This is a genomic window from Roseibium sp. FZY0029, from assembly GCF_036350355.1.
Taxonomy (GTDB): Bacteria; Pseudomonadota; Alphaproteobacteria; order Rhizobiales; family Stappiaceae; genus Roseibium.
The window spans coordinates 876,217-897,053 of sequence record NZ_JAZDVZ010000001.1; the positions used below are offsets into that span (position 1 = coordinate 876,217).

Genomic DNA, 20,837 nt, shown 5'->3' on the forward strand with positions numbered 1-20,837 from the left:
GGATCAGTCAATTGTATCTGCCAGCCGGGCGATGTCCTGCAGGTGCGGCGCGCTGGACTGGGCGCCTGTCACCGTGCAGGCGAGCGCGCCGGCAGCAGCCCCCTCCTTCAAGGCCCGATCAAAGGGGGCCTCGCGATCGAGCGCGGCAGCCAGAGCGCCGCAAAAGGCGTCGCCGGCGCCGGTGGAATCGACGGCCTTCACCACAGGCGTGCCAAAGCGGTAGCGCGTCGTGGGCGTGCGTGCCAGCACACCGTCTGCCCCAAGGGTGACGACGACAGACCGGCCGTCGGCGGCCAGTTTCTCGGCAAAGTCTTCCGGATCACCGGCGATGCCGAGGCGCTCCCCGATCTCCGACGCTTCGCTGAGGTTGACCACCACCGTTCCGGCAACGTCCAGGCAAGCCCTCAAATCCCCCGCCGGAACAGGTGCCGGGTTCCAGATGACGGAAGCTCCGGCATCACGGGCATGGCGAGCCCCTTCGACAACTTCAGCCATCGGAACTTCGCCCTGAACGAGCAGCGTGTCCCCAGGCCCGAACCGGCCCTCCAGCCAGGAGGCCTCGACGCGCGCATTGGTGCCACTGGCGACGATGATCTGGTTTTCTCCTGCCGGATCGATGCCGATCAGGGCAAGGCCCGTCGACCCGGCCATGGTGCGAAGTCCGGAAAGGTCGATACCGGCCTGCCGCAGGTTCAAAAGGGCCAGATCCGCAAAACTGTCCTGACCGACGGCGCCAATAAACCGCACATCGGCCCCTGCTCGCCTGGCTGCCAATGCCTGGTTGGCGCCTTTTCCACCCGGAAATGTCTGATGATCGCGGCCGCTGACCGTTTCGCCGGCGGTGGGAAGGCGGGGGACGGCGACGACCAGATCCAGATTGATGGAACCAAAGACTGTAATCATGCCGTTTCCCCTTTTGGATCGAAAGGTTAGACACAGCAGGCTGGAGCGCAACAAAAAAGCGCGGGGAGGCTGCTCCCCGCGCTGGCTTCCGTCCGTTTGTCGGCAGGTTACTTCGTGCCGTACATACGGTCGCCTGCGTCGCCGAGGCCTGGAACGATGTATCCCTTCTCGTTCAGCTTCTCGTCGATGGAGGCGGTGTAGACCGGAACGTCCGGATGGTTCTCGGTGAAATTCTTGACACCTTCGGGTGCTGCGAGCAGGCAGAGGAAGCGGATATTGTTGGCACCGCGCTCTTTCAATTTCTGAACCGCGGCAATCGCCGAGTTGGCGGTGGCCAGCATGGGATCGACCACGATCACCAGACGCTCGTTCAGGTCTTCCGGAGACTTGAAGTAATATTCAACCGGCTGCAGCGTCTGCGGATCGCGGTACAGGCCGATGTGCGCAACGCGCGCGGACGGAACCAGATCCAGCATGCCTTCCAGAAGTCCGTTCCCGGCGCGCAGCACCGAAGCAAACACCAGCTTCTTGCCTGCCAGGGTCGGGGCCTGCATTTCGGCCAGGGGCGTCTCGATGGTCTGGTAGACAAGCGGCAGGTCGCGGGTGACCTCGTAGCAGAGCAGCGTCGAGATTTCCCGCAGGAGCCGCCGGAATCCCTGTGTGGACGTTCCCTTGTCGCGCATGATGCTCAGTTTGTGCTGAACCAGCGGGTGGCTGATGACAGTGGCTCCGGACATATCTGCCTCTCTTTTCAATGGGGCCTTAACAGCGGCCCGGTCTCATAATTTTCCATGTTCGAGACCTATGCCCCGAACGGCAACCAAAAAACAGACCCCGGGTTCATGAAGTGCCCGAGTTTTTTCGCTTCCTGCGGATGTCTTTGCACATAAAGACCACCGGCGCGGCTGGTCCCGCCTTCCAGAATGCAGGTAAGCGGCAACTGATCCTGATGGACCTTGAGTTCGTGCCGCAGCAAGTCGGCCAGTCTGTCGGTCAGGGCAAGCGCGACCGCCCGGATTTCGATCATCCGATCGCGCGCCGCTTCCGGTGACAAGGCGGTGTCCGGTTCGAGGACCTTCAGCACCCCGGCCTCCAGAAAAAGGGCCGCGTGGGCAAGATCGGCCGGCGGCGTCAGCGCCTCCAGTCCGGAAACTTCGAACCCGGCCCATGCGAAAGGTTCGATCAGGGAATAGACCATCTCCTGGGCAGCCTGGTGGAACGGCACAATAAACGCGCCCGCTGTGCCATCCTGCCTAGAATGTTCAAAGCTGTCGCCGTAGACCATGTTGCCGTCACCGGCACCGCCTTCCCAGAGCGGACAGAAGGATTCCAGCAACCGGTCGAGCAGGTCCCGCGCCGAAACCACGCCATCGCTTTTCTTTGCCATCTGCACGGCAAGAAGACCGGGCCGGGTCACGTCGCCTTCACCAAAGAGATCCGGCCGCAGGGCAAGCGCCTCGCCGAAGCGTTTCAGATGGCGCTGCATCGCTTCGAGCAAGCCGTCGTTATCGCTTACGTCCCATTGCAGGCCTTCGGCAAGTTCCATCCGATCCATCTGCACAAGCGTTTGCGCATCGACACGGTAAGGGTCGGTCATCTCACCTGAAAAGGAACCGGCAGCGAACATGTGAAAGGCCGCAAGTGCCGAAGCCTCCTGCCCGGTTGCTTTCGTCCCGGTCATCTGGTCTTCGAAGACCCAGCCTTCGGGGTGACGGGTTTTCAGGTAGGTGCCGAGAATGGCAAGATCGGCGGCGGCAGCCAGCATTTCTTCGGCGGTTTCAAACCCGCGCGCATTTGCCAGCGCGCCCCAGCGGTCGATGCCGCCGGCTTCGAAATTCCGCCAGATGCCAAAGGGTGGAATGTGAAAGTCCGGGTAGTTTTCCCGTGTCGTTTCAAGCACTTTGGCCAGGGCCGTTTCGAGATGATCCGGAACCGCTTCGACGTGAGCGAGTTTGCCATCTGAGGCGAGCTTCAAAAGCTCATAGGCTTTTTCCCGCACGTGCTGAGGCCGGAACAGGGACAAGGCTGGTTGAGTGTCGTTCATCGAAGATCGCCGGAACTGGAAAGGATTGTGTGAAAAGTCGCTGCCCTCGCCTATCTGCACACCATAACCTTGTCAAACCGCTTCGTCATTGGTCATCATCTTCGTGATTTGAACCCAAGTCTTTCAACCGTCCCAAACCGGAAGTTTCATGTCTGCCGTTGTTTCAATTGCCGCCCTCCTCATCGGATCCGGACTGCTTTTGCTTGCCGGAGGCCTGCATGGCCTCCTGTTGCCGCTGGCAGGTCTCGCCAACGGCTTTTCCGATGCTTCGCTGGGTCTGCTCGGAACCGGCTGGGCTGCAGGGTACGTCAGCGGTTGTCTAGCCGTACCGGTCATCGTGAAGCGGGTCGGACATGTGCGGGCCTTCGGCGCACTTGCCTCGCTGGCCGGGATCTCCGTTCTCCTGAACCTCCTGTTCATGGATGCAGCCGTGTGGATCGTGCTACGGGCAATCACCGGCTTCTGCTTTTCCGGTGCGGCGATGATCGTGGAAAGCTGGCTGAACGAACGTTCGACCAGCGAAACGCGCGGCCGGATCTTCGGCATCTACACCATGATCAACCTGGGGGCGACCACCGCCGGACAAATGCTGCTGACGCTTGGCGACCCGTCCGGCTTTTTCTTCTTTGTGCTTGGCTCGATCATCTACTCGCTGTCGCTGCTGCCGACGGCGCTTTCCACCGCGGCATCCCCACAACCGCTGACCCAGGCGCGGCTCGATCCCAAGAAGCTCTGGCGCAACTCGCCAATCGCAGTGGTCGCGGTTTTCATGGTCGGTATTTCGAACGGATCCTTCGGCACGCTGGGGGCTGTTTACGGCCTTCGGATCGGCCTCGACGTTCCGGAAATTGCCATCATGATGAGCTTGGCGCTTCTGGCCGGCGCTGTGTTGCAAATCCCCGTCGGCATGCTCTCCGACAGGCTCGACCGGCGCCTGGTTCTGGTCGGCCTTGCCATTGCCGCGATGTCCTTCGGTTCCAGCCTGTCGTTCTTCGGCGGTGCCGATCCGACCCTCACGGTTCTCCTGATCGCGGGCTTCGGAGGTGTGGTCTATTCCATGTATCCGGTGATCGTCGCCCACGCGAGCGACCATGCCGAACCAGGTGATTTCCTCAGGATCAGTGGCGGCCTTCTGCTTATCTTCGGCGCCGGCACGATGGTCGGACCGCTGCTCGCATCAGGGTTGATGACCTTCACCTATCCGGGGGCTCTCTTCCAGGTGACGGCGGCGGCACACCTTTCCATGATGCTCTTTGCCCTCTGGCGCATGCGTCAGCGCGCTTCGCTTTCGCAGGAAGACAAGTCCGACTTCGTCATGGCCGTCTCGACCGCGCAGATCACAACCCCGGAGACCGTCAGCCTCGACCCTCGTACCGAAGTGGACGAGACAGGTGGGGACATCTGAGGGGGCCTGACGCCACCTTTACCTTCGGCATTCGTCTCCTTCTCCCCTCATCCCGAGGAGCCGCTTCAGCGGCGTCTCGAAGGATGGGCCGCTTGTTCCGGAGTATGCCGCCCATCCTTCGAGACGGACCTGTCGGTCCTCCTCAGGATGAGGTTTTGGAGATGAGAGGGCGAGAGGCGCACCAAAGTTCTCGCTGAATCAAGCCAACGCAAAGCACCCGCCCTTAGTGCCAACGTCATTGCGGACAAGCACGGTAAAGCTGTGCGCCGATCCGGAAACCAGATATCAGCGTGCGCGCGTCCGGCAGGGGGCTGAAAACCTGCCTCAGCCCGTCGGCACCTGCCTCGCGCTTTCCAGTCGTACCAGAAGTCTGGTGCGTGTCGGCTCGTCGCAGAAGGCGGCTTCGATGGCTGTGCGGGTGACGTCCATCTGATCGTCGAAACTCCAGCCGAAGGTTTCGGTGACCGATGCATATTCCTTGCCGAGCGTGGTGCCGAAAAAGGGCGGGTCGTCGGAGTTTAGCGTGATCTTCACGCCTTCCTTGCGCAGCATGTTGACCGGGTGGAAGCGCAGGTGGGTGTAGACACCAAGGGCGATGTTGGACCCTGGGCAAACCTCCAGAACGATCTCCTCGTCGACAAGGCGCTTGACCAGGTCCTTGTCCTCAATCGCCCGCACGCCGTGGCCGAGGCGTTTCACGCGCAGGAATTCGAGGGCCGCGGTTACACTGTCCGGCCCGCCGAATTCACCCGCGTGCGCCGTCGTTCCAAGCCCGGCTTCCGCCGCCATACGGAAGGCTTTCGCGAAATTGGCCGGGTGGCCGGAGCGTTCGTCGCCCGCAAGGCCGAAGCCGGTCACAAGGGGATGCGGATTGCCGACAACTTCCTTGACGACCCGTTCGACGGACGCCGAGCCGAAATGACGGACACCGATGGCGATCATGCGGCCTTCAATGGCGGTATCGGTCTTGGCGCGTTCAATGCCCGCGGCCAGTCCCTCGACGTAGGACCGGTAGGACAGGCCCGCGGCCTGGGCATGGTCGGGCGAGATGAAGATCTCTCCGTAGATCGCCCCTTCCGCCGCCAGCATGCGGAAATAGGTTTCCGCCAGAAGGGCATAGTCCGCCGGTGTCCTGAACACCGAGCTGGCAACATCATAGGCCTTCAGGAAGGTAGTGAAATCGGACCAGATGTATTTGCCATTGCCGTTGAGCACGGCGGAGACATCCACACCGCGCTTTTCGGCAAGACGCTTGACCAGGGTTGGCGGCGCGGCGCCTTCGATATGACAGTGCAATTCCGCCTTCGGAACCGTGATGGCGTCGCTCATGTCCCGCTGGTCCTCATTCGAGTGTGGTGCCGGCCAGCCCTCCGGCTTCCTGAAGGAAGGGTGGGGGAGCGGTCTGCGGCTATTGTGCCCGATTCACCGGCTTGCCGGAATGCGGATGCGGTCAGAGAAAACTCGTGCCGTTCGGCCCCACCGCGATACCCAGATGATCGGCGATACTTTCACCGATATCGGCGTAGGTCTTGCGGCCGCCGACGCTCCTGCCGGCAAGACCCGGGCCGGTTGCGATGACCGGAACATGCTCACGCGTATGGTCCGTGCCGCGCCAGGTCGGGTCACAGCCGTGATCGGCCGTCAGGATCAGAAGGTCGCCGTCCTTCATCCTGGCAATCATTTCCGGCAGGCGGCGGTCGAAATGCTCCAGAGCAGCGGCATAGCCGGGTACGTCCCGGCGGTGACCGTAAAGGGAGTCGAAATCGATGAAATTGGCAAAGATCATGTCACCGTCGGCAGCCTCATCCATGGCTTCCAGTGTCTTGTCGAAGAGCTGATCGTTACCCGCTCCCTTCAGCACCCTTGCAACGCCCTGATGCGCGAAGATGTCGGAAATCTTGCCGACGCCATAGACCGTGCGACCGGCCGCCGTCAACCTGTCGAGCAAGGTCGGTTCGGGCGGCAGCACAGAATAGTCGCGCCGGTTAGCCGTGCGCTGGAAGGTTTCGGCGCTTTCGCCAACAAACGGCCGCGCAATCACCCGGCCGATGTTGTAGGGATCGGCAAATTCACGCGCGATCTCGCAAAGCTCGTACAGCTTCTCCAGGCCGTAGTGCTCTTCATGAGCGGCGATCTGGATGACGGAGTCCGCCGATGTATAGAAGATCGGCTTGCCCGTGCGGATATGCTCTTCGCCGAGTTCGGCAATGATCTCCGTTCCGGAGGCGTGCTTGTTACCCAGGATGCCGTTGAGGCCGGCCTTCTCGCTGATCTTTGCAATCAGCTCTTCCGGAAAGGTCGGGATCGTTTCCGGGAAGTAGCCCCAGTCGAAACGCACCGGCACACCGGCAATTTCCCAATGGCCGGACGGCGTGTCCTTGCCGTTGGAAACTTCGGCCGCATAGCCCCACAGGCCTTCCGGCTCGCCGTCGAACTCAAGGCCCGGCACGTCCTTGCCGGTGGACAGACGTCCTGCCGCGCCCAGGCCGAGCCGGTCCATGTTCGGAACACTCAAGGGGCCAGAGCGCAGGCCGTCCTTATCGCCTTCACCGGCAGCGCACCGCGCCGCGATATGACCCAAAGTGTCGGCTCCGGCATCGCCGAAGGCTTCCGCATCCGCGGCGCCGCCGATACCAAAACTGTCCAGAACGCACAAAATTGCACGAGGCATGGACGTCTCCTCAATTTATCATTGCCGGCCGGTTCGACCGGAGAGGTTCCGGGCGACCATTCGCCCGGAACGCGTTTTCCCGGTCAGGGCGCGATGCGCTCGACGACGCTCGGCCTGTCCTCGACATCGGCTGCAGAGCCGATGGTATAGGCCTTGCGCACCGCCACGGCAGCCTCTTCGGCTTCCGCCTCGGTTCGGGCATGGACGATGGCCAGCGGGGCGTCCGCGTCCACGGTGTTGCCGACACCGGCAAGGCTGGTGAGGCCGACGGACGGATCGATCACGTCGGCCGCCGCCCGGCGTCCACCGCCAAGCGCGACCACAGCCACGCCGACCGCCCGGGCATCAACCCCCGTGACCACACCCTCGTGTTCGGCATAGACGGGCGCTTCCACCGGAGCTTTGGCGAGATAGAGTTCCGCCTTGTCCATGAAGTCGGCCGGGCCGCCGAGCGCGTGTACCATCTGCGCGAATTTCTCTGCCGCCTTGCCGCTCTGGAAAGCGTCGCGCATCATGTCGGAACCGGCCTGTGCATCAGCGGCGATACCGCCGGAAGCAAGCAGTTCACCACCCTGCGCCACGGTGACATCCCAAAGTCGGTTGTCGATGGCCGTGCCTTTCAGGAAGTCGACAGCGTTCTGCATTTCAACGGCATTGCCTGCGGCGGACGCCAGCGGCTCGTTCATGTCGGTCAGAAGCGCCGTGGTCTTCAGTCCCGCCCCGTTTGCGACCAGCACCAGGCTTTCGGCGAGCGCACGCGCATCTTCCAGCGTTGCCATGAACGCGCCCGTGCCCCACTTCACGTCCAGCACCAGACCTTGCAGTCCGGCTGCCAGCTTCTTGGACAGGATCGACGCGGTAATCAGATCGATGCTCTCGACCGTGCCGGTCACATCGCGAATGGCATAAAAACGCTTGTCGGCCGGGGCAAGGTTGCCGGTCTGGCCGATGACGGCGCAACCGATCTCCTTGACCACCTTCTTGAACAGCTGATTGTCCGGCTGCGTCTGATACCCCGGGATGCTGTCGAACTTGTCCAGCGTGCCGCCGGTATGGCCAAGGCCGCGCCCGGAGATCATCGGCACGGCAGCGCCACAGGCGGCCAATGCCGGTGCCAGCATCAAGGAGACGTTGTCGCCGACGCCACCGGTGGAATGCTTGTCGAGGATCGGTGCGTGGATGCCCGACCAGTCCATGACATCGCCGCTGTCGCGCATGGCAAGTGTCAGCGCCACACGCTCGTCAACGGTCAGCCCCTTGAAGAAGACGGCCATGGCAAGCGCCGCCACCTGGCCTTCCGTGACCGAGCCGTCGGCCAGGCCCTTGACGAAGAACTGGATCTCCGCCGCGTCCAGTGTTCCACCGTCGCGCTTCTTTCTGATGAGTTCTTGCGGCAGCATTTGTTGTCCTTCTTGAAGCCGTCTCAATAGCCGTGGTGGGAATGGTCTACGATTTCCTGGCCCTCTATCGTGGAGATCAGGGCATCCAGGAGACCACTGGCGCCAAAGCGGAACGTGTGTGCCGATACCCAGTTCTGGCCCATAATTTTGTCGGCAAGCGCCAGATAGGCGGCTGCGTCTTCGGCCGTCTTGATGCCGCCGGCCGGCTTGAAGCCGATCACACGCTCGGCGTTGTCGCGCCGGGCCTCTTCGATCGCGGTCAGCATGATTTCAGCCGCTTCCAGCGTCGCATTGACGGCCACCTTGCCGGTTGAGGTCTTGATGAAATCCGCCCCTGCACCGATGGCGATGTTGGAGGCAGCGTGGATCAGCAGCGGGTCCTTGATCTCGCCCGTTTCCAGGATGACCTTGAGCGACGCTGGTTCCGGAATGGCTGCCTTGACGCGGATGATCTGCTCTTCCGCAAAGCCTTTGCGGCCGTCGCAGAAGGCCTTGTAAGGCATCACCAGATCGATCTCGTCTGCACCATCGGCCAGAGCCTGCTTCGTCTCGGCAACAACAGCTTCCGTATCATCGCCACCTTCGGGAAAGTTGACCACGGTTGCCACCTTCACGCCGGTACCGGTCAGCTCCTGCGCCGCCTGGGCAACGAAACGCGGCCAGACGCAAACAGCGGCGACGGACCCATGATCCGTCACGGTGCGCCCGGTCAGCTTGGAAATATCCGCCGCCGTGCAGTCATCGTTGAGGTTGGTCAGGTCGACGAGCCCAAGGGCCCGTTTGGCGTTTTCGATCATGTCGCTCATTGGCCGATCTCCTTCACGAATGCCCGCACCAGCTGTTTCATGCGTTCCATGCCCTGCAGGGCGACGGACTTGGTTTCGTCGTGAGACAGCGCATGCGTCTGCATGCCTGCGCCGTAATTTGTGATGATCGACATGGCCGCGACACGCATGCCCAGGAACCGGGCCATGATGACTTCCGGCACTGTGGACATTCCAACGGCATCCGCACCCAGTGTCTTGGCCATGCGGATTTCGGCAGGCGTCTCGAAAGACGGGCCGGAGAACCACATGTAAACGCCCTCGGCAACCGGATCGCCGGTTTCCTCGGCCACCTTCTTCATAGCCGCACGCAGGTCAGCATCGTAGGCGGTGCTCATGTCGAGGAATCGCTTTTCGTCCTCTTCACCGATCAGCGGGTTCATGCCCGACCAGTTGATGTGGTCGGAAATCAGCATGGGCGAGCCGGGGGCCACTTCCTGGCGCAGCGAACCGGCCGCGTTGGTTGCCAGCAGGATCTCGCAACCGAGCTCCTTCAGCGTTTCCACCGGCGTACGCATGACCGTCGGATCGCCGCCCTCGTAATAATGGGCCCGGCCCGACAGGATCACCACCGGCACACCGGACAGCGTGCCGGCAACCAGCTCGCTGGAATGGGACGTGACGGTGGAAACCGGAAATTCGGTGAGGTGAGAATAGGGAATGCGGACAGCATCCTCGACTTCCTCGGCGAGCGCGCCGAGGCCGGAGCCGAGGATCATGCCAATCTTATACGAGCCCTCCCGGGCAGCGCGGACAATCTCCGCGCATTCACGGCCGAAACCACTCATTGTGGGTCAGTCCTTCTTATTTTGACGTGTATTCCAGTTCGAAGGCGGCAGGCAGCAGCTCATCCATCGTAAAGCTGCGCCGGATGCCGTCGAGATCCGCGACATGGACAACCAGTTCGTCCGTGCCGAATTCCTTCAGACGCTGGCGGCACATACCGCAGGGCGTGCACAGGGCCGCATCGCCAATGACGACGGCCTCCGCGATTTCGCGATAACCGGCCGCGATCATGGCGCTGACCGCCCCGCCTTCCGCACAGACGCTCACCGGATAGGACGCGTTCTCTACATTGCAGCCGGTGAAAACGGTGCCGTCCGGTGCGCGCAAGGCGGCGCCGACCAGGAAGTTGGAATAGGGTGCATATGCGTTTTCACGAACCGCTTTTGCGGCTTCGAACAACGCGTCCAGATCGCTCATGAACGCTCCTTGAGATACGGAATGCCAGCCGCCTTGGGCGGGATTGCCTTGCCGATGAAGCCTGCAAGCAGGATCACGGTGAGAATATAGGGCAGAGCCTGGAAGAACTGCACGGGAATTTCGCCGATACCGGGCAATTTCTGGCCCTGCATCCGGATGGCGACCGCGTCGAGGAAGCCGAACAACAGGCAGGCAAACATGGCGTTGGCCGGTTTCCACTTGGCGAAAATCAGCGCCGCAAGCGCAATGAAGCCCTTGCCTGCCGTCATGTCCTTGATGAAGCCCGAGGACTGGGCGATGGAGAGATAAGCTCCGGCAACACCGCACAGCGCACCACAGGCGATCACCGCCCGATAGCGAAGCCAGGTGACCGAAATACCGGCCGTATCGACAGCCGCCGGGTTTTCCCCGACCGCACGCAGGCGCAGACCGAAACGGGTACGGAACAACACCCACCAGGTCAGCGGGACGGCCAGGAAGGCCGCATAGACCAGAATGTTATGGCCGGACAGCAGCTCGCTGTAGAGGCCGCCGATGACCGGAACGTCGCGCAGTTCCTCCGCGTAGGGAAGGATGATGTCCCGGAACCGTCCGCCTTCCGGCAGTGAGGGCGTACGGCCACCCTGTCGGAACCAGGTCTGGCCGAGCAGCGCGGTCAGGCCCGCGGCCAGGAAGTTGATGGCGACACCGGAAACGATCTGGTTGCCGCGGTTGGTGATGGAGGCAAAGCCGTGGATCAGCGCCAGGCCGATGGAAACCGCCATGCCCGCCAGTAGACCGAGCCAGGCATTGCCGGTCATGTAAGCCACCGCACCCGCGCCGAAGGCGGCACCGAGCATCTTTCCTTCCAGGCCGATATCGACCACGCCGGAGCGTTCCGAATAGAGCCCCGCCAGACAGGCCAGCAGCAGCGGTGTCGACAGGCGGACGGTGGAATCGAGTGTCAGGATCACGATCTCGAACATGATCACGCCTCCTTCGCGGCAAGAGCCCGGGAGGGCGTGAACAGCTTGACGATGGCCGGACGGAACATGTGCTCAAGCGCACCGGCGAACAGGATCACGAGGCCCTGGATCACGATGATCATGTCTCGCGTGATGTTCGGCATTTCGAACGACAGCTCCGCGCCGCCCTGATAGAGCATGCCGAACAGGATCGATGCCAGAACGATGCCGACCGGATGCGCGCGGCCCATGAGCGCGACGGCGATGCCGACGAAGCCGTAGCCGGTCACGAAGTCGATCAGCAGCCGGTGCTGCGACCCCATGATTTCGTTGATTGCCATCATGCCGGCCAGACCGCCGGAGATGAGCATGGTGATGACGATTGTACGCACCGGCGAGATACCGGCATAGACCGCCGCCGTGGCATTGGCGCCGAACGAGCGGATCTCGAAGCCCAGTTTGGTGCGCCAGATCAGGAACCAGACCAGCACACAGGCTGCCAGCGCGACGAAGAGCGACAGGTTGACCGGGGCATAACCGAAGCCGAACGACGGGAAGATGTCGTTCAGGAACGGCAGACGGCCACCAGCTTCGAAGGTCCGCGTTTCCGGCTGCATCGATCCCGGTTTCTTCAACGCGTTGTTGAGCAGATAGACCATCAGCGACGAGGCGATGAAGTTGAACATGATGGTGGTGATCACCACGTGACTGCCCCGGGTGGCCTGCAGCCAGGCCGGAATGAACGCCCAGGCCGCCCCCATCAGCGCCGAGCCGATGATGGCAAATGGCAGGGTGACGTACCACGGTACGATATTGTCCAGCGCCAGACAGGCAAAGGCGACCCCGAGCCCGCCGATATAGGCCTGCCCCTCGCCGCCGATGTTGAACAACCCGGCATGGAAGGCGACGGCCACGGCAAGGCCGGTGAAGATGAAGTTGGTGGCATAAAACAGCGTGAAGCCGATGCCTTCGCCATATCCAACCGAACCCCAGACCAGGAGCTCCACCGCATCCAGCGGGTTTTCACCGATCAGGACAACGACGAGGCCCGACACCAGAAAGGCGGCGGCCAGGTTCAGGAACGGGATCAGGCCGTAATCGACCCAGCGCGGGAGCTGACCGGCACTCATCGGGCGCCTCCTTCAACAGCCATCTTGTTGTTATCTTCCACACCGGCCATCAGCAGGCCAAGTTCGCCTTCGTCCGCATCGCCGCCGCGTTCGCCGACGATCTTGCCGTCGAACATCACCAGCACCCGGTCGGACAATGCGCGGATTTCATCGAGTTCGACAGAGACCAGCAAAATGCCTTTGCCCGCATCGCGCATTTCCACGATCCGGCGGTGGATGAATTCGATGGCGCCGATGTCGACACCTCGCGTCGGCTGACCGACCAGAAGCACTTCCGGGTCACGCTCGATTTCGCGTGCCAGGACAATCTTCTGCTGGTTGCCACCCGAGAAATTTGCCGTCTTCAGCATCGGGTTGGGTGGGCGGATATCGTATTTCTCGATCTCGGCCACCGCATTCTTCTTGATGGCGGCAAGATCCATCAGAAGGCCCCTGGAATAGGCCGGATCGCGGTGATAGCCGAGGATGGAATTCTCGTATTCGGAGAAGGAATTGATGAGGCCCATGCGGTGCCGGTCTTCCGGCACGTGGCCCATGTTCTTGGCCCGCATGTCGGCAGCGTCGAGCGTGCTCGTTCCCAGATCGATGGTCTCGCCGTTGATCTTCAGCGTGCCTCTGGTCGCGCGGCGAATGCCTGCGAGCGTTTCCAGAAGTTCCGACTGGCCGTTGCCGGAGACACCGGCAATGCCGACGATCTCGCCCGCGCGCACGGTAAACGACACGTCCTTGACAACCTGAACGCCGCGGCTGTCGGTGACCGTCAGGTTCTCGACCTCCATGACCGGCGCTTTGGGTTGCGCCGGTTTCTTGTCGACGCGCAGCAGCACGCTGCGACCGACCATCAGCTCGGCGAGTTCTTCCATCGAGGTGTTTGCGGTTTCGCGCGTCGCCACCATTTCGCCGCGGCGCATGACAGATACGGTATCGGTCGCCGCCATGATCTCGCGCAGCTTGTGCGTGATCAGGAGAACCGTCTTGCCTTCGTTCTTCAGGACTTCGAGGATCTTGAACAGGTGATCGGCTTCGGCCGGTGTCAGAACGCCGGTCGGCTCGTCGAGGATCAGAACCTCGGCGCTGCGGTAGAGCGCCTTCAGGATCTCCACCCGCTGCTGCAGACCGACCGGCAGATCCTGGATCAGGGCGTCCGGATCGACCCGCAGTTCATATTCGTCTTCCAGGCGCTTGAGTTCGGTGCGGGCACGGTTGATGCCGCCGGACAGAAGCGCGCTGTCCTCGGCGCCCAGCACCACGTTTTCCAGAACGGAGAAATTGTCGACCAGCATGAAGTGCTGGTGCACCATGCCGATGCCCATGCCGATGGCAGCCTTGGAATCCGAAATGGTGACCTTCTTGCCATCGACCAGGATGTCACCTTCGTCGGCTTGATAAAAGCCGTAGAGAATGGACATGAGCGTCGATTTACCTGCCCCGTTCTCGCCGATGATGCCGTGGATGGACCCCTTCTTGACCACAAGGTCGATGTCCTTGTTGGCATGAACCGGGCCAAAGCGCTTGTTGATCTTGCGCAGTTCGATTGCCGGCGTATCGCTCATGCGTTCCCCCAGGCGTGACTGTTTTTCTTTGTCATTGTTATTGCCCCTCGCCGCTGCCTTGCGGTGTCCCGATCAGAAAGGACACGCTCCGTCCGTGACGACATCGTGAACCTTGACGCTGCCGTCGGAAATGGCGGCAACGGCAGCATCCGCCGCAGCCTTCATGTCCGGCGTAATCAGGTCCTCGTTGTTTTCGTCCAGCACCCAGTCCATGCCGCCGTCCGCGACGCCCAGCACCTTTATGCCGGGTTCGAAGGTCCCGTCCTTCGCCGCCTGAAAGCTGTCGTAGACGGCGTTGTCCACGCGCTTGCGGATAGAGGTCAGAACCTTGCCCGGGTGCAGGCCGTTCTGATTGCTGTCGGTGCCCATGCCGAGCACGCCCTTGTCTGCCGCCGCCTGCAGAACGCCGATGCCGGTTCCCCCGGCTGCCTGAATGATCACATCGGCGCCCTGGTTGATCTGGCCAATGGCCAGCTCGCTGCCGCGAACGGGATCGGCAAAGGCGGCCGGCGTATCGCCCGTCATGTTGGACAAAACACGGATATCCGCCCTAGCGGCTTGCGCGCCCTGCTTGTAGCCGCAAAGGAACCGCTGGATGATCGGTATATCCATGCCGCCGACAAAGCCGATGGTGCCGCTTCTGGAGGCCATGCCTGCCAGCAGGCCGCCGATATAGGCGCCTTCATGTTCCTTGAAGACGTAGGAACGAACGTTCGGCTGATCGACCACCATGTCTACAATTGCAAAATCCGTATCGGGGAAATTGGGCGCTACCTGGCCAAGCGAATTGGCCTGGTTAAAGCCGATTGCGACCACGGGCGACGCGCCCCGGCTGGCGAAATTCCGCAAGGCCTGAAGGCTCTGCGCATCACGTTCCAACTCGAACTCCCGGACGGTGCCGCCCTGTTCCTGAAACCGTTTGACACCTGCGAAGGCGCTTTCGTTGAATGAGCCATCGAACTTGCCGCCGACGGAATAAACGATGGCCGGTTCGGCCGCACTTGCCGTTGTCGCAACGAAGGCAGCACAGACAGCGGCAATGACGCCTGATGTGAAACGGAGCATCCTGGCCTCCGGAAACGGGTTGGGCACGCAGAAAAACAAAGGAGGACCTCCGCACGCGAGGGCGCGGAGGTCCGAATAAACTGCCTTACATCGGGCAGGACTGGTCAGACATGTAGTCGTGAACTTCAATCTCGCCGGAGATGATCTTCTGTGTCGCTTCTTCGACCTTGGCTTTCATCTCGTCGTTGACGAGTTCGGCATTGTTGTCGTCCAGCGCCCAGTCGACGCCGCCTTCCTTGAGGCCGAGCACTTCGAAGCCGGAAGACCAGCTATCGTTGGCAGCGTCTTCGAACGCCTGGTAGACGGCGATGTCAACGCGCTTCAGCATGGAAGTCAGAACCGAGCCCGGATGCAGGCCGTTCTGGTTGCTGTCCACGCCGATGCCGAGCTTGCCTGCGTCTGCGGCTGCCTGCAGAACACCGATGCCGGTGCCGCCAGCAGCGTGATAGACGACGTCAGCGCCACGGTCGAACTGGGACTTGGCCAGTTCGCCACCCTTGACCGGGTCGTTCCAGGCTGCGCCGGTGGTGCCGGTCATGTTCTCGAACACTTCGGCGTTCGGGTTTGCAGCCATCACGCCCTGCTTGTAGCCGCAGGAGAACTTGCGGATCAGCGGAATGTCCATGCCGCCGACGAAGCCGACCTTGCCGGTTTCGGACGCCATAGCGGCCAGCATGCCGACGATGTAGGAGCCTTCCTGCTCTTTGAACAGGATGGAGCGCACGTTCGGCAGGTCGACGACCATGTCGACGATCGCGAACTGCGTGTCCGGGAATTCCTTGGCAACTTTTTCCACGGCATTGGCCTGGGAGAAGCCGATGGCGACGATCGGGTTCATGCCACGCTTGGCGAAGTTGCGCAGAGCCTGTTCGCGCTGGCTGTCGTTCTGGATTTCGAAGTCGCGGTATTCGACGCCGGTGTCTTCCTGAAACTTTTCAGCGCCGTTGTAGGCGCCTTCGTTGAACGACTTGTCGAAACGGCCGCCCAGATCGTAAAGCACTGCCGGCTTGATATCGGCTGCAAGTGCGCCCACGGCGGTAAAGGCCAGGCCGGCAAGCGCGGTGCCGATGGTAAGAAGCTTTTTCACTTATATGTCCTCCGACATGCGGGGGCCTGCCTTGTGGCCGGCCCGTTTCCCCTCGTGACCCAGCCGCATCATGCGGACTGTGCCAGCTGCAATCCGGCCCGTGCCGTCAGAGCCCTCGCAAGGGTCTCGTCTGCCACAAGGTCGGTAATGACACCGGTACGCAGGGCCGCGAGCGTGGCTTCCACCTTGCTCTCCCCACCTACCAGCGCAATCACACGGCGCCCGCGCACTTCATCGAAATGCAGACCCACGGCGCAGTCGCCGAGCGGATCCGGGGCCAATTTTCCCTCGATCGTCAGAAAGCGCCCCATCAAATCACAGACGGCGCCACCCGACAGCAAATCTTCCTGTTCTTTTTTGGAAATCATGCCGCGCTGGACAAGATGCCCCTCGTTCTCGACGGAGCCGATGCCGATGAGGAAGGCATCCGACTGGCGCGCGCGCTCCATGAGGTCCTGCACGCTGCGCTGGGTCAGGAACATCGCCTTTTCGTCCTGGTTCTCGGCAAAATAGGGAACCGGCAGATAGTAGCCGATGCCGCCCGTGCGTTCCTGCATCTTCTGGACGATGTCATAGGGGTTGGCGGCGAGCGTGCGCGTCAGCGATCCGCAGATCGACATGATTTCCAGATCGCTTCGCGCGACCTTGGGCAAGGCCTCGACAGCCGCCGTCAGCGTGCGGCCCATGCCGACGCCCAGGCGAGTCACATTGTTGCCGCTGAGCAGGCCGGAGAGAAACTGTGCTGCGGACACCGCCACGGCCCTGAGCGCGCTGTCGTCATCGCCGCCGCCAAGATCGGGCGCGATGATGCAATTGGTCAGGCCGAAATGCTCCGTCAGCTCCTTTTCAAGCTGAAGGCATTCCATCGGCCGTCCATCGACCTGGAATTTGACGAAACCGGCTTTTTGCGCATGAGCGATCAGGCGATGCACCTTGGCAGGCGACACGCCAAGCTGTGAGGCAATCTCCCCCTGGGTACGGCCGCCCACAAAGGACAGCCACGCTGCCCGGATGGCCATATACGATGTCCAGTCGTCGTCGCGAGTCTGCATTCCGCGTCGAAACCTTCCCCTCCAGAGCCACTGCACACGCCTCGCGGCGGACAGGATGCTCAACCACTCTCAAAACGCCCGGCTTTCCGGCATTGCACCACGCTGGATGCAATACCCGCCTGTTCAGCCATGCGAAGCGGTTGACCGCAACGGTCCGGCTGTGCCCTGCTCTCTTTCGGAGCTTTTGTTTCCGGGGCCGCGAAGGCCTTACCGAAAAATTCTTCACCAAGTGAGAATTTCTTCAGATCATGACCAGCCTTGCCTTTGCCGTCAACTAAAAAAACTGCCAATTTTCTGGCTGGTTGCTGCATTTCTGAGCAGCAATATGCATCAGACACCACCCCTGAATGGCGGCAATTTCTGCCCAAGGCCGCGGAATTTTCGGACAGGATCGGCAAATTTTGCCTAGCTGCGCGGCAAATTTTGCCGGTGGATTTTCCGCATCTGCCAGACACCAGCGCATGGCCGGCCGGAACAGGGCCGCTTAAACAGATTACCAAGGACCCTGTCAAAGCTACTGAATTGACTGCTTTTTCGGGACACCGACCTGCAATCTCGCCAGAATTTCTCACGGGTTTGCGCGAAAATGTGACCGTCCCGGCGGTTTGATTTTCCTCGACAAAACACCACCTTACTTTCACGTAAGGCTGACCGTTCAGCCATTGCTGAAAAATTTGCCTAGCAAGCCGGGAACATATCCCGAGCCTGTGGATAGAACATGCACTGCGTGCACATTACTTTTGCCAGCTCGGGAATATTACGCTACGTTTGGCATGTAGCTTGCTAAGTAAATTTCAAAGCTGAACCAAGGCATTCAGCCAGCGCCTTGTTAGGAATCACGAGGAACGGAAAGATAAGGAATTAAACAACAAAATAAACAGGGGAGACGTGGCCATCCTGCCGAAAGGCTGACTTAAGGAGAAGAACCATGCGTCTCGATATAACAAGACTAGACTGTGCAACGACGGTTACAAAATTACTGCCACTTATTTGTGTGGCTTTCCTTTTTGCCGCGCCCGCCTCAGCCCGAGACTACCGTCCGGCACTGATGGCATCTTCGCAATACAGCTACAATCCGGCCAATGAAGTGGACGTCGAACTCGTCCTGGCCGTCGATATCTCTCAATCCATGGATACTGAGGAACAGGAAGTGCAGCGCGCCGGATATGTCGCCGCTCTCACCTCCAGGGAATTCCTCGACGCCATTCAGGTGGGTCCGATCGGCCGTGTTGCCGTGACCTACATGGAATGGGGTGGTGTCGATGAGCATTTCATCGTGGCCGACTGGACGGTGATCCAGGATGCAGGGTCTGCGGCTCACTTTGCTTCCAAGATTGCTGAAGCCCCGCTTCGGCAGGTCCAGCGAACCTCCATTGCCTCGGCGCTCGAAAAGTCAGTGTTTCTGGTCCAGAACAACCAGTATGAGGGTCTGCGCCGCGTGATTGACATTTCCGGTGACGGCCCGAACAACCAGGGCGGTTCGGTGACGGCCATGCGCGACCGGATGGTGGCGGCCGGCGTAACCATCAACGGTCTGCCGCTGATGATGAAATCGAACAAGAACACCTGGCAGGCAATGCTCAACCTCGACCACTATTACGAGGATTGCGTTATCGGCGGCCCAGGCTCCTTTGCCATTCCGGTCCGCAGCCAGGAAGCGTTCGCCGATGCGATCCGCATGAAGCTGGTGATGGAAATCGCCGGGCTGCACTTGCCGGAGCCCGACCCGTATTTCCAGCGTGTCGCCGGGCGCGAGCCAATTCGCTGCAATCTGTTCGACTGACCGCCACGTCTCCATTCTCCTTATCGCCTGCCGCGTTCCGGTCCGGAACGCGGCCTTTTCTTTTCCTTTCAGCCAGCAGTCTTCCCGGAGGGAACAGCTTCTGGGCCTGCCCCGTCATCTTCCTTTGCCTAAAGCTCTTTGAACGGCTAAACACTTTCCCTCTGCTGTCGCTTCCGGCCAGGGTGTCTTTTCGTCCGTTTTCATCAGTGCACGAACTGGCCTCCCGGGACTTTGGTTTCGATCAGCTTTCGGCTATTCAATCGATCCGGATTGCATAGAGCCCAGAGGACCCTTGATGCCTGCAACGCCCACTCTTGCGCTTGTCGCGCATGACGCCAAAAAAGACGCCATGGTCGAGTTCGCCAGACGGCACCAGGACAAGCTCTCTGTCTTCGATCTGGTCAGCACCGGCACCACCGGTGGCCGCATTCTGGAAGCCTGTCCTACCCTCAAGGTCACGCGGCTGAAAAGCGGTCCGCTCGGCGGCGACCAGCAGATCGGCGCGATGATTGCCGAAGGCAAGCTGCAGGGCCTGCTGTTCTTCGTCGACCCGCTGTCGCCCATGCCGCATGATGTCGACGTGAAGGCCCTGATGCGCCTTGCCGTCGTCTATGACATGCCCATGGCCCTCAATCCGTCGACCGCGGATATCCTGCTGCGCTCCGCCCGCCTGCAGGGCCTCAAGACCACGTCCGCGACACCTGAAGTTGGCTCCCTGTCCTCATGAGTTTTTCCAAGAACACAAAATCCTTTGCCTATCCGGTTCTGGTGGCCGACATCGGCGGCACCAATGCCCGTTTCGCTCTTGTTGACGACGCAGAGGCGCCCACCCGCATGTGCGGCAAGACGGCGACGGCGGATCACACTGACATTTCCTCCGCCATCCGCGACGTGGTTCTTCCGGAAACGACACCGAAGCCGCGCACCGCAATCATCGCGGTTGCCGGTCCCGTCACCGGTGACAAGATACCCCTGACCAATGCGGCCTGGGTCATCGAACCGTTGAAGATGATTGCTGATCTCGGTCTGGAAGAAGTCATCGTTCTCAATGATTTCGAAGCGCAGGCTTTGGCCCTGCCCGGGTACAGCGGCGGCGACATTGAACAGGTTGGCTCCGGAACCATCCGGGGTGAGAGCGCCAAGTTCGTGCTCGGCCCCGGCACCGGTCTCGGTGCTGCGGCCATGATCTATGCCGCACAGACCTGGATCCCGGTTCCCGGAGAAGGTGGCCATGTGGAACTCGGCCCGGTAACGCCGGAAGACGTTGCCATCTGGCCGCATATCGAACTTGTCGGCGGACGGCTGGGCGCAGAACAGATCCTGAGCGGCACCGGGCTGCCCCGTCTTGCCCGCGGCGTTGCCACCTATATGGGAGCGGACCGGCGTTTCGAGACCGCAGCCAGCATAACCATGGCCGCAGACGACAACGATCCGGTTGCGGTGAAAACGCTGGAGGTCTTCGCCCGGGCCCTTGGCCGCGTGGCGGGCGATTTCGCGCTCACGGTTCTGGCACGAGGCGGCGTTTATCTGACCGGTGGCGTCACGTCGCGGATCACGCGGTTTCTGACCGATGGCGGCTTCCGTGCGGCGTTCGAGGCCAAGGCCCCCCATGAAGCCTTGATGGCCAAGATCCCGACCTTCATCGTCCGTCACCCGGACCCGGCCCTGGAGGGCCTTGCCTCCTTCGCACGCGCGCCGGAAGCCTTTGCGGTGGACATGCAGGGCAGGCAATGGATCGCAGGTGCCGAACCGGGCGCGAGCTGACACGGGCGC

General features: G+C 61.4%; 20 protein-coding genes. 4 read left to right on the forward strand and 16 right to left on the reverse strand.

Going from position 1 to position 20,837, the window contains the following annotated elements; all coding sequences use genetic code 11:
- Positions 1-3 precede the first annotated feature (3 nt).
- The 3 genes from V1T76_RS04040 to V1T76_RS04050 all read right to left on the reverse strand — a co-directional run bounded on the left by V1T76_RS04040 (position 4) and on the right by V1T76_RS04050 (position 2,947).
- The gene (locus tag V1T76_RS04040) at positions 4-903 is read right to left on the reverse strand and encodes a ribokinase (protein ID WP_330559322.1); all 900 of its coding nucleotides are present in this window, start codon (positions 901-903) and stop codon (positions 4-6) included.
- A 107-nt stretch (positions 904-1,010) separates the two neighbouring features.
- Positions 1,011-1,640 carry a uracil phosphoribosyltransferase gene (upp, locus tag V1T76_RS04045; protein ID WP_006934144.1) on the reverse strand — a complete coding sequence of 210 codons (630 nt, stop codon included), beginning with the start codon at positions 1,638-1,640 and terminating at the stop codon, positions 1,011-1,013.
- A gap of 65 nt (positions 1,641-1,705) precedes the next feature.
- Positions 1,706-2,947 carry a DUF1688 family protein gene (locus V1T76_RS04050; RefSeq protein ID WP_330559324.1) on the reverse strand — a complete coding sequence of 414 codons (1,242 nt, stop codon included), beginning with the start codon at positions 2,945-2,947 and terminating at the stop codon, positions 1,706-1,708.
- A 148-nt stretch (positions 2,948-3,095) separates the two neighbouring features.
- Here V1T76_RS04050 and V1T76_RS04055 point away from each other — a divergent pair, with 148 nt between their 5' ends.
- A complete protein-coding gene (locus V1T76_RS04055; protein ID WP_330559325.1) occupies positions 3,096-4,352 on the forward strand; it encodes an MFS transporter in 1,257 nt (418 codons plus the stop codon).
- A gap of 324 nt (positions 4,353-4,676) precedes the next feature.
- Here V1T76_RS04055 and V1T76_RS04060 read toward each other — a convergent pair whose 3' ends face one another.
- The 13 genes from V1T76_RS04060 to V1T76_RS04120 all read right to left on the reverse strand — a co-directional run bounded on the left by V1T76_RS04060 (position 4,677) and on the right by V1T76_RS04120 (position 17,922).
- Positions 4,677-5,681, reverse strand: a complete 1,005-nt coding sequence (locus V1T76_RS04060; RefSeq protein ID WP_330559326.1) for an adenosine deaminase — start codon at positions 5,679-5,681, stop codon at positions 4,677-4,679.
- 121 nt (positions 5,682-5,802) lie between these two features.
- Positions 5,803-7,023 carry a phosphopentomutase gene (locus V1T76_RS04065; RefSeq protein WP_330559327.1) on the reverse strand — a complete coding sequence of 407 codons (1,221 nt, stop codon included), beginning with the start codon at positions 7,021-7,023 and terminating at the stop codon, positions 5,803-5,805.
- An 83-nt stretch (positions 7,024-7,106) separates the two neighbouring features.
- Positions 7,107-8,423, reverse strand: coding sequence for a thymidine phosphorylase (gene deoA / locus V1T76_RS04070; protein ID WP_330559328.1), 1,317 nt, complete (start codon positions 8,421-8,423; stop codon positions 7,107-7,109).
- Between the two features lie 23 nt (positions 8,424-8,446).
- Positions 8,447-9,229 (reverse strand): deoxyribose-phosphate aldolase, encoded by a 783-nt coding sequence (deoC, locus tag V1T76_RS04075; protein WP_330559329.1) that lies wholly within the window; start codon positions 9,227-9,229, stop codon positions 8,447-8,449.
- Positions 9,226-10,035, reverse strand: coding sequence for a purine-nucleoside phosphorylase (locus tag V1T76_RS04080; RefSeq protein WP_022999730.1), 810 nt, complete (start codon positions 10,033-10,035; stop codon positions 9,226-9,228). The genes deoC and V1T76_RS04080 overlap by 4 nt, the downstream gene beginning before the upstream one ends.
- 16 nt (positions 10,036-10,051) lie before the next feature.
- Complete coding sequence (locus tag V1T76_RS04085) at positions 10,052-10,450, reverse strand: cytidine deaminase (RefSeq protein ID WP_006934135.1); 399 nt, start codon at positions 10,448-10,450, stop codon at positions 10,052-10,054.
- Entirely contained in the window at positions 10,447-11,415 is a 969-nt protein-coding gene (locus V1T76_RS04090) for an ABC transporter permease (protein WP_330559330.1), read from the reverse strand. The genes V1T76_RS04085 and V1T76_RS04090 overlap by 4 nt, the downstream gene beginning before the upstream one ends.
- A 2-nt stretch (positions 11,416-11,417) precedes the next feature.
- Positions 11,418-12,524 (reverse strand): ABC transporter permease, encoded by a 1,107-nt coding sequence (locus V1T76_RS04095; protein ID WP_330559331.1) that lies wholly within the window; start codon positions 12,522-12,524, stop codon positions 11,418-11,420.
- Positions 12,521-14,077: an ABC transporter ATP-binding protein gene (locus tag V1T76_RS04100; RefSeq protein WP_330559332.1), complete on the reverse strand. Its 1,557-nt coding sequence runs from the start codon at positions 14,075-14,077 to the stop codon at positions 12,521-12,523. Before V1T76_RS04100 ends, V1T76_RS04095 begins: the two co-directional genes overlap by 4 nt.
- 72 nt (positions 14,078-14,149) lie before the next feature.
- Complete coding sequence (locus tag V1T76_RS04105; protein WP_330559333.1) at positions 14,150-15,142, reverse strand: BMP family lipoprotein; 993 nt, start codon at positions 15,140-15,142, stop codon at positions 14,150-14,152.
- 85 nt (positions 15,143-15,227) lie between these two features.
- Complete coding sequence (locus V1T76_RS04110; protein ID WP_330559334.1) at positions 15,228-16,229, reverse strand: BMP family lipoprotein; 1,002 nt, start codon at positions 16,227-16,229, stop codon at positions 15,228-15,230.
- A gap of 68 nt (positions 16,230-16,297) precedes the next feature.
- Positions 16,298-17,281 carry a sugar-binding transcriptional regulator gene (locus V1T76_RS04115; RefSeq protein WP_330559335.1) on the reverse strand — a complete coding sequence of 328 codons (984 nt, stop codon included), beginning with the start codon at positions 17,279-17,281 and terminating at the stop codon, positions 16,298-16,300.
- Positions 17,282-17,340: 59 nt separating this feature from the next.
- The gene (locus tag V1T76_RS04120; RefSeq protein ID WP_330559336.1) at positions 17,341-17,922 is read right to left on the reverse strand and encodes a hypothetical protein; all 582 of its coding nucleotides are present in this window, start codon (positions 17,920-17,922) and stop codon (positions 17,341-17,343) included.
- 407 nt (positions 17,923-18,329) lie between these two features.
- Here V1T76_RS04120 and V1T76_RS04125 point away from each other — a divergent pair, with 407 nt between their 5' ends.
- The 3 genes from V1T76_RS04125 (at position 18,330) to V1T76_RS04135 (ending at position 20,828) form a co-directional block, all read left to right on the forward strand.
- Positions 18,330-19,064, forward strand: a complete 735-nt coding sequence (locus tag V1T76_RS04125) for a DUF1194 domain-containing protein (protein ID WP_330559337.1) — start codon at positions 18,330-18,332, stop codon at positions 19,062-19,064.
- A gap of 295 nt (positions 19,065-19,359) precedes the next feature.
- Positions 19,360-19,791, forward strand: coding sequence for a methylglyoxal synthase (locus V1T76_RS04130; protein ID WP_006934126.1), 432 nt, complete (start codon positions 19,360-19,362; stop codon positions 19,789-19,791).
- On the forward strand, positions 19,788-20,828 hold the full coding sequence (locus V1T76_RS04135) for an ROK family protein (RefSeq protein ID WP_330559338.1): 1,041 nt from the start codon (positions 19,788-19,790) through the stop codon (positions 20,826-20,828). The genes V1T76_RS04130 and V1T76_RS04135 overlap by 4 nt, the downstream gene beginning before the upstream one ends.
- The last annotated feature ends 9 nt before the right edge of the window (positions 20,829-20,837 follow it).

Bases quoted from the DNA above. Each gene is read 5' to 3' on its own strand.
- V1T76_RS04040 (WP_330559322.1), bottom strand. From the start codon at position 903: ATGATTACAGTCTTTGGTTCCATCAATCTGGATCTGGTCGTCGCCGTC.
- upp (WP_006934144.1), bottom strand. From the start codon at position 1,640: ATGTCCGGAGCCACTGTCATCAGCCACCCGCTGGTTCAGCACAAACTG.
- V1T76_RS04050 (WP_330559324.1), bottom strand. From the start codon at position 2,947: ATGAACGACACTCAACCAGCCTTGTCCCTGTTCCGGCCTCAGCACGTG.
- V1T76_RS04055 (WP_330559325.1), top strand. From the start codon at position 3,096: ATGTCTGCCGTTGTTTCAATTGCCGCCCTCCTCATCGGATCCGGACTG.
- V1T76_RS04060 (WP_330559326.1), bottom strand. From the start codon at position 5,681: ATGAGCGACGCCATCACGGTTCCGAAGGCGGAATTGCACTGTCATATC.
- V1T76_RS04065 (WP_330559327.1), bottom strand. From the start codon at position 7,023: ATGCCTCGTGCAATTTTGTGCGTTCTGGACAGTTTTGGTATCGGCGGC.
- deoA (WP_330559328.1), bottom strand. From the start codon at position 8,423: ATGCTGCCGCAAGAACTCATCAGAAAGAAGCGCGACGGTGGAACACTG.
- deoC (WP_330559329.1), bottom strand. From the start codon at position 9,229: ATGAGCGACATGATCGAAAACGCCAAACGGGCCCTTGGGCTCGTCGAC.
- V1T76_RS04080 (WP_022999730.1), bottom strand. From the start codon at position 10,035: ATGAGTGGTTTCGGCCGTGAATGCGCGGAGATTGTCCGCGCTGCCCGG.
- V1T76_RS04085 (WP_006934135.1), bottom strand. From the start codon at position 10,450: ATGAGCGATCTGGACGCGTTGTTCGAAGCCGCAAAAGCGGTTCGTGAA.
- V1T76_RS04090 (WP_330559330.1), bottom strand. From the start codon at position 11,415: ATGTTCGAGATCGTGATCCTGACACTCGATTCCACCGTCCGCCTGTCG.
- V1T76_RS04095 (WP_330559331.1), bottom strand. From the start codon at position 12,524: ATGAGTGCCGGTCAGCTCCCGCGCTGGGTCGATTACGGCCTGATCCCG.
- V1T76_RS04100 (WP_330559332.1), bottom strand. From the start codon at position 14,077: ATGAGCGATACGCCGGCAATCGAACTGCGCAAGATCAACAAGCGCTTT.
- V1T76_RS04105 (WP_330559333.1), bottom strand. From the start codon at position 15,142: ATGCTCCGTTTCACATCAGGCGTCATTGCCGCTGTCTGTGCTGCCTTC.
- V1T76_RS04115 (WP_330559335.1), bottom strand. From the start codon at position 17,281: ATGCAGACTCGCGACGACGACTGGACATCGTATATGGCCATCCGGGCA.
- V1T76_RS04125 (WP_330559337.1), top strand. From the start codon at position 18,330: ATGGCATCTTCGCAATACAGCTACAATCCGGCCAATGAAGTGGACGTC.
- V1T76_RS04130 (WP_006934126.1), top strand. From the start codon at position 19,360: ATGCCTGCAACGCCCACTCTTGCGCTTGTCGCGCATGACGCCAAAAAA.
- V1T76_RS04135 (WP_330559338.1), top strand. From the start codon at position 19,788: ATGAGTTTTTCCAAGAACACAAAATCCTTTGCCTATCCGGTTCTGGTG.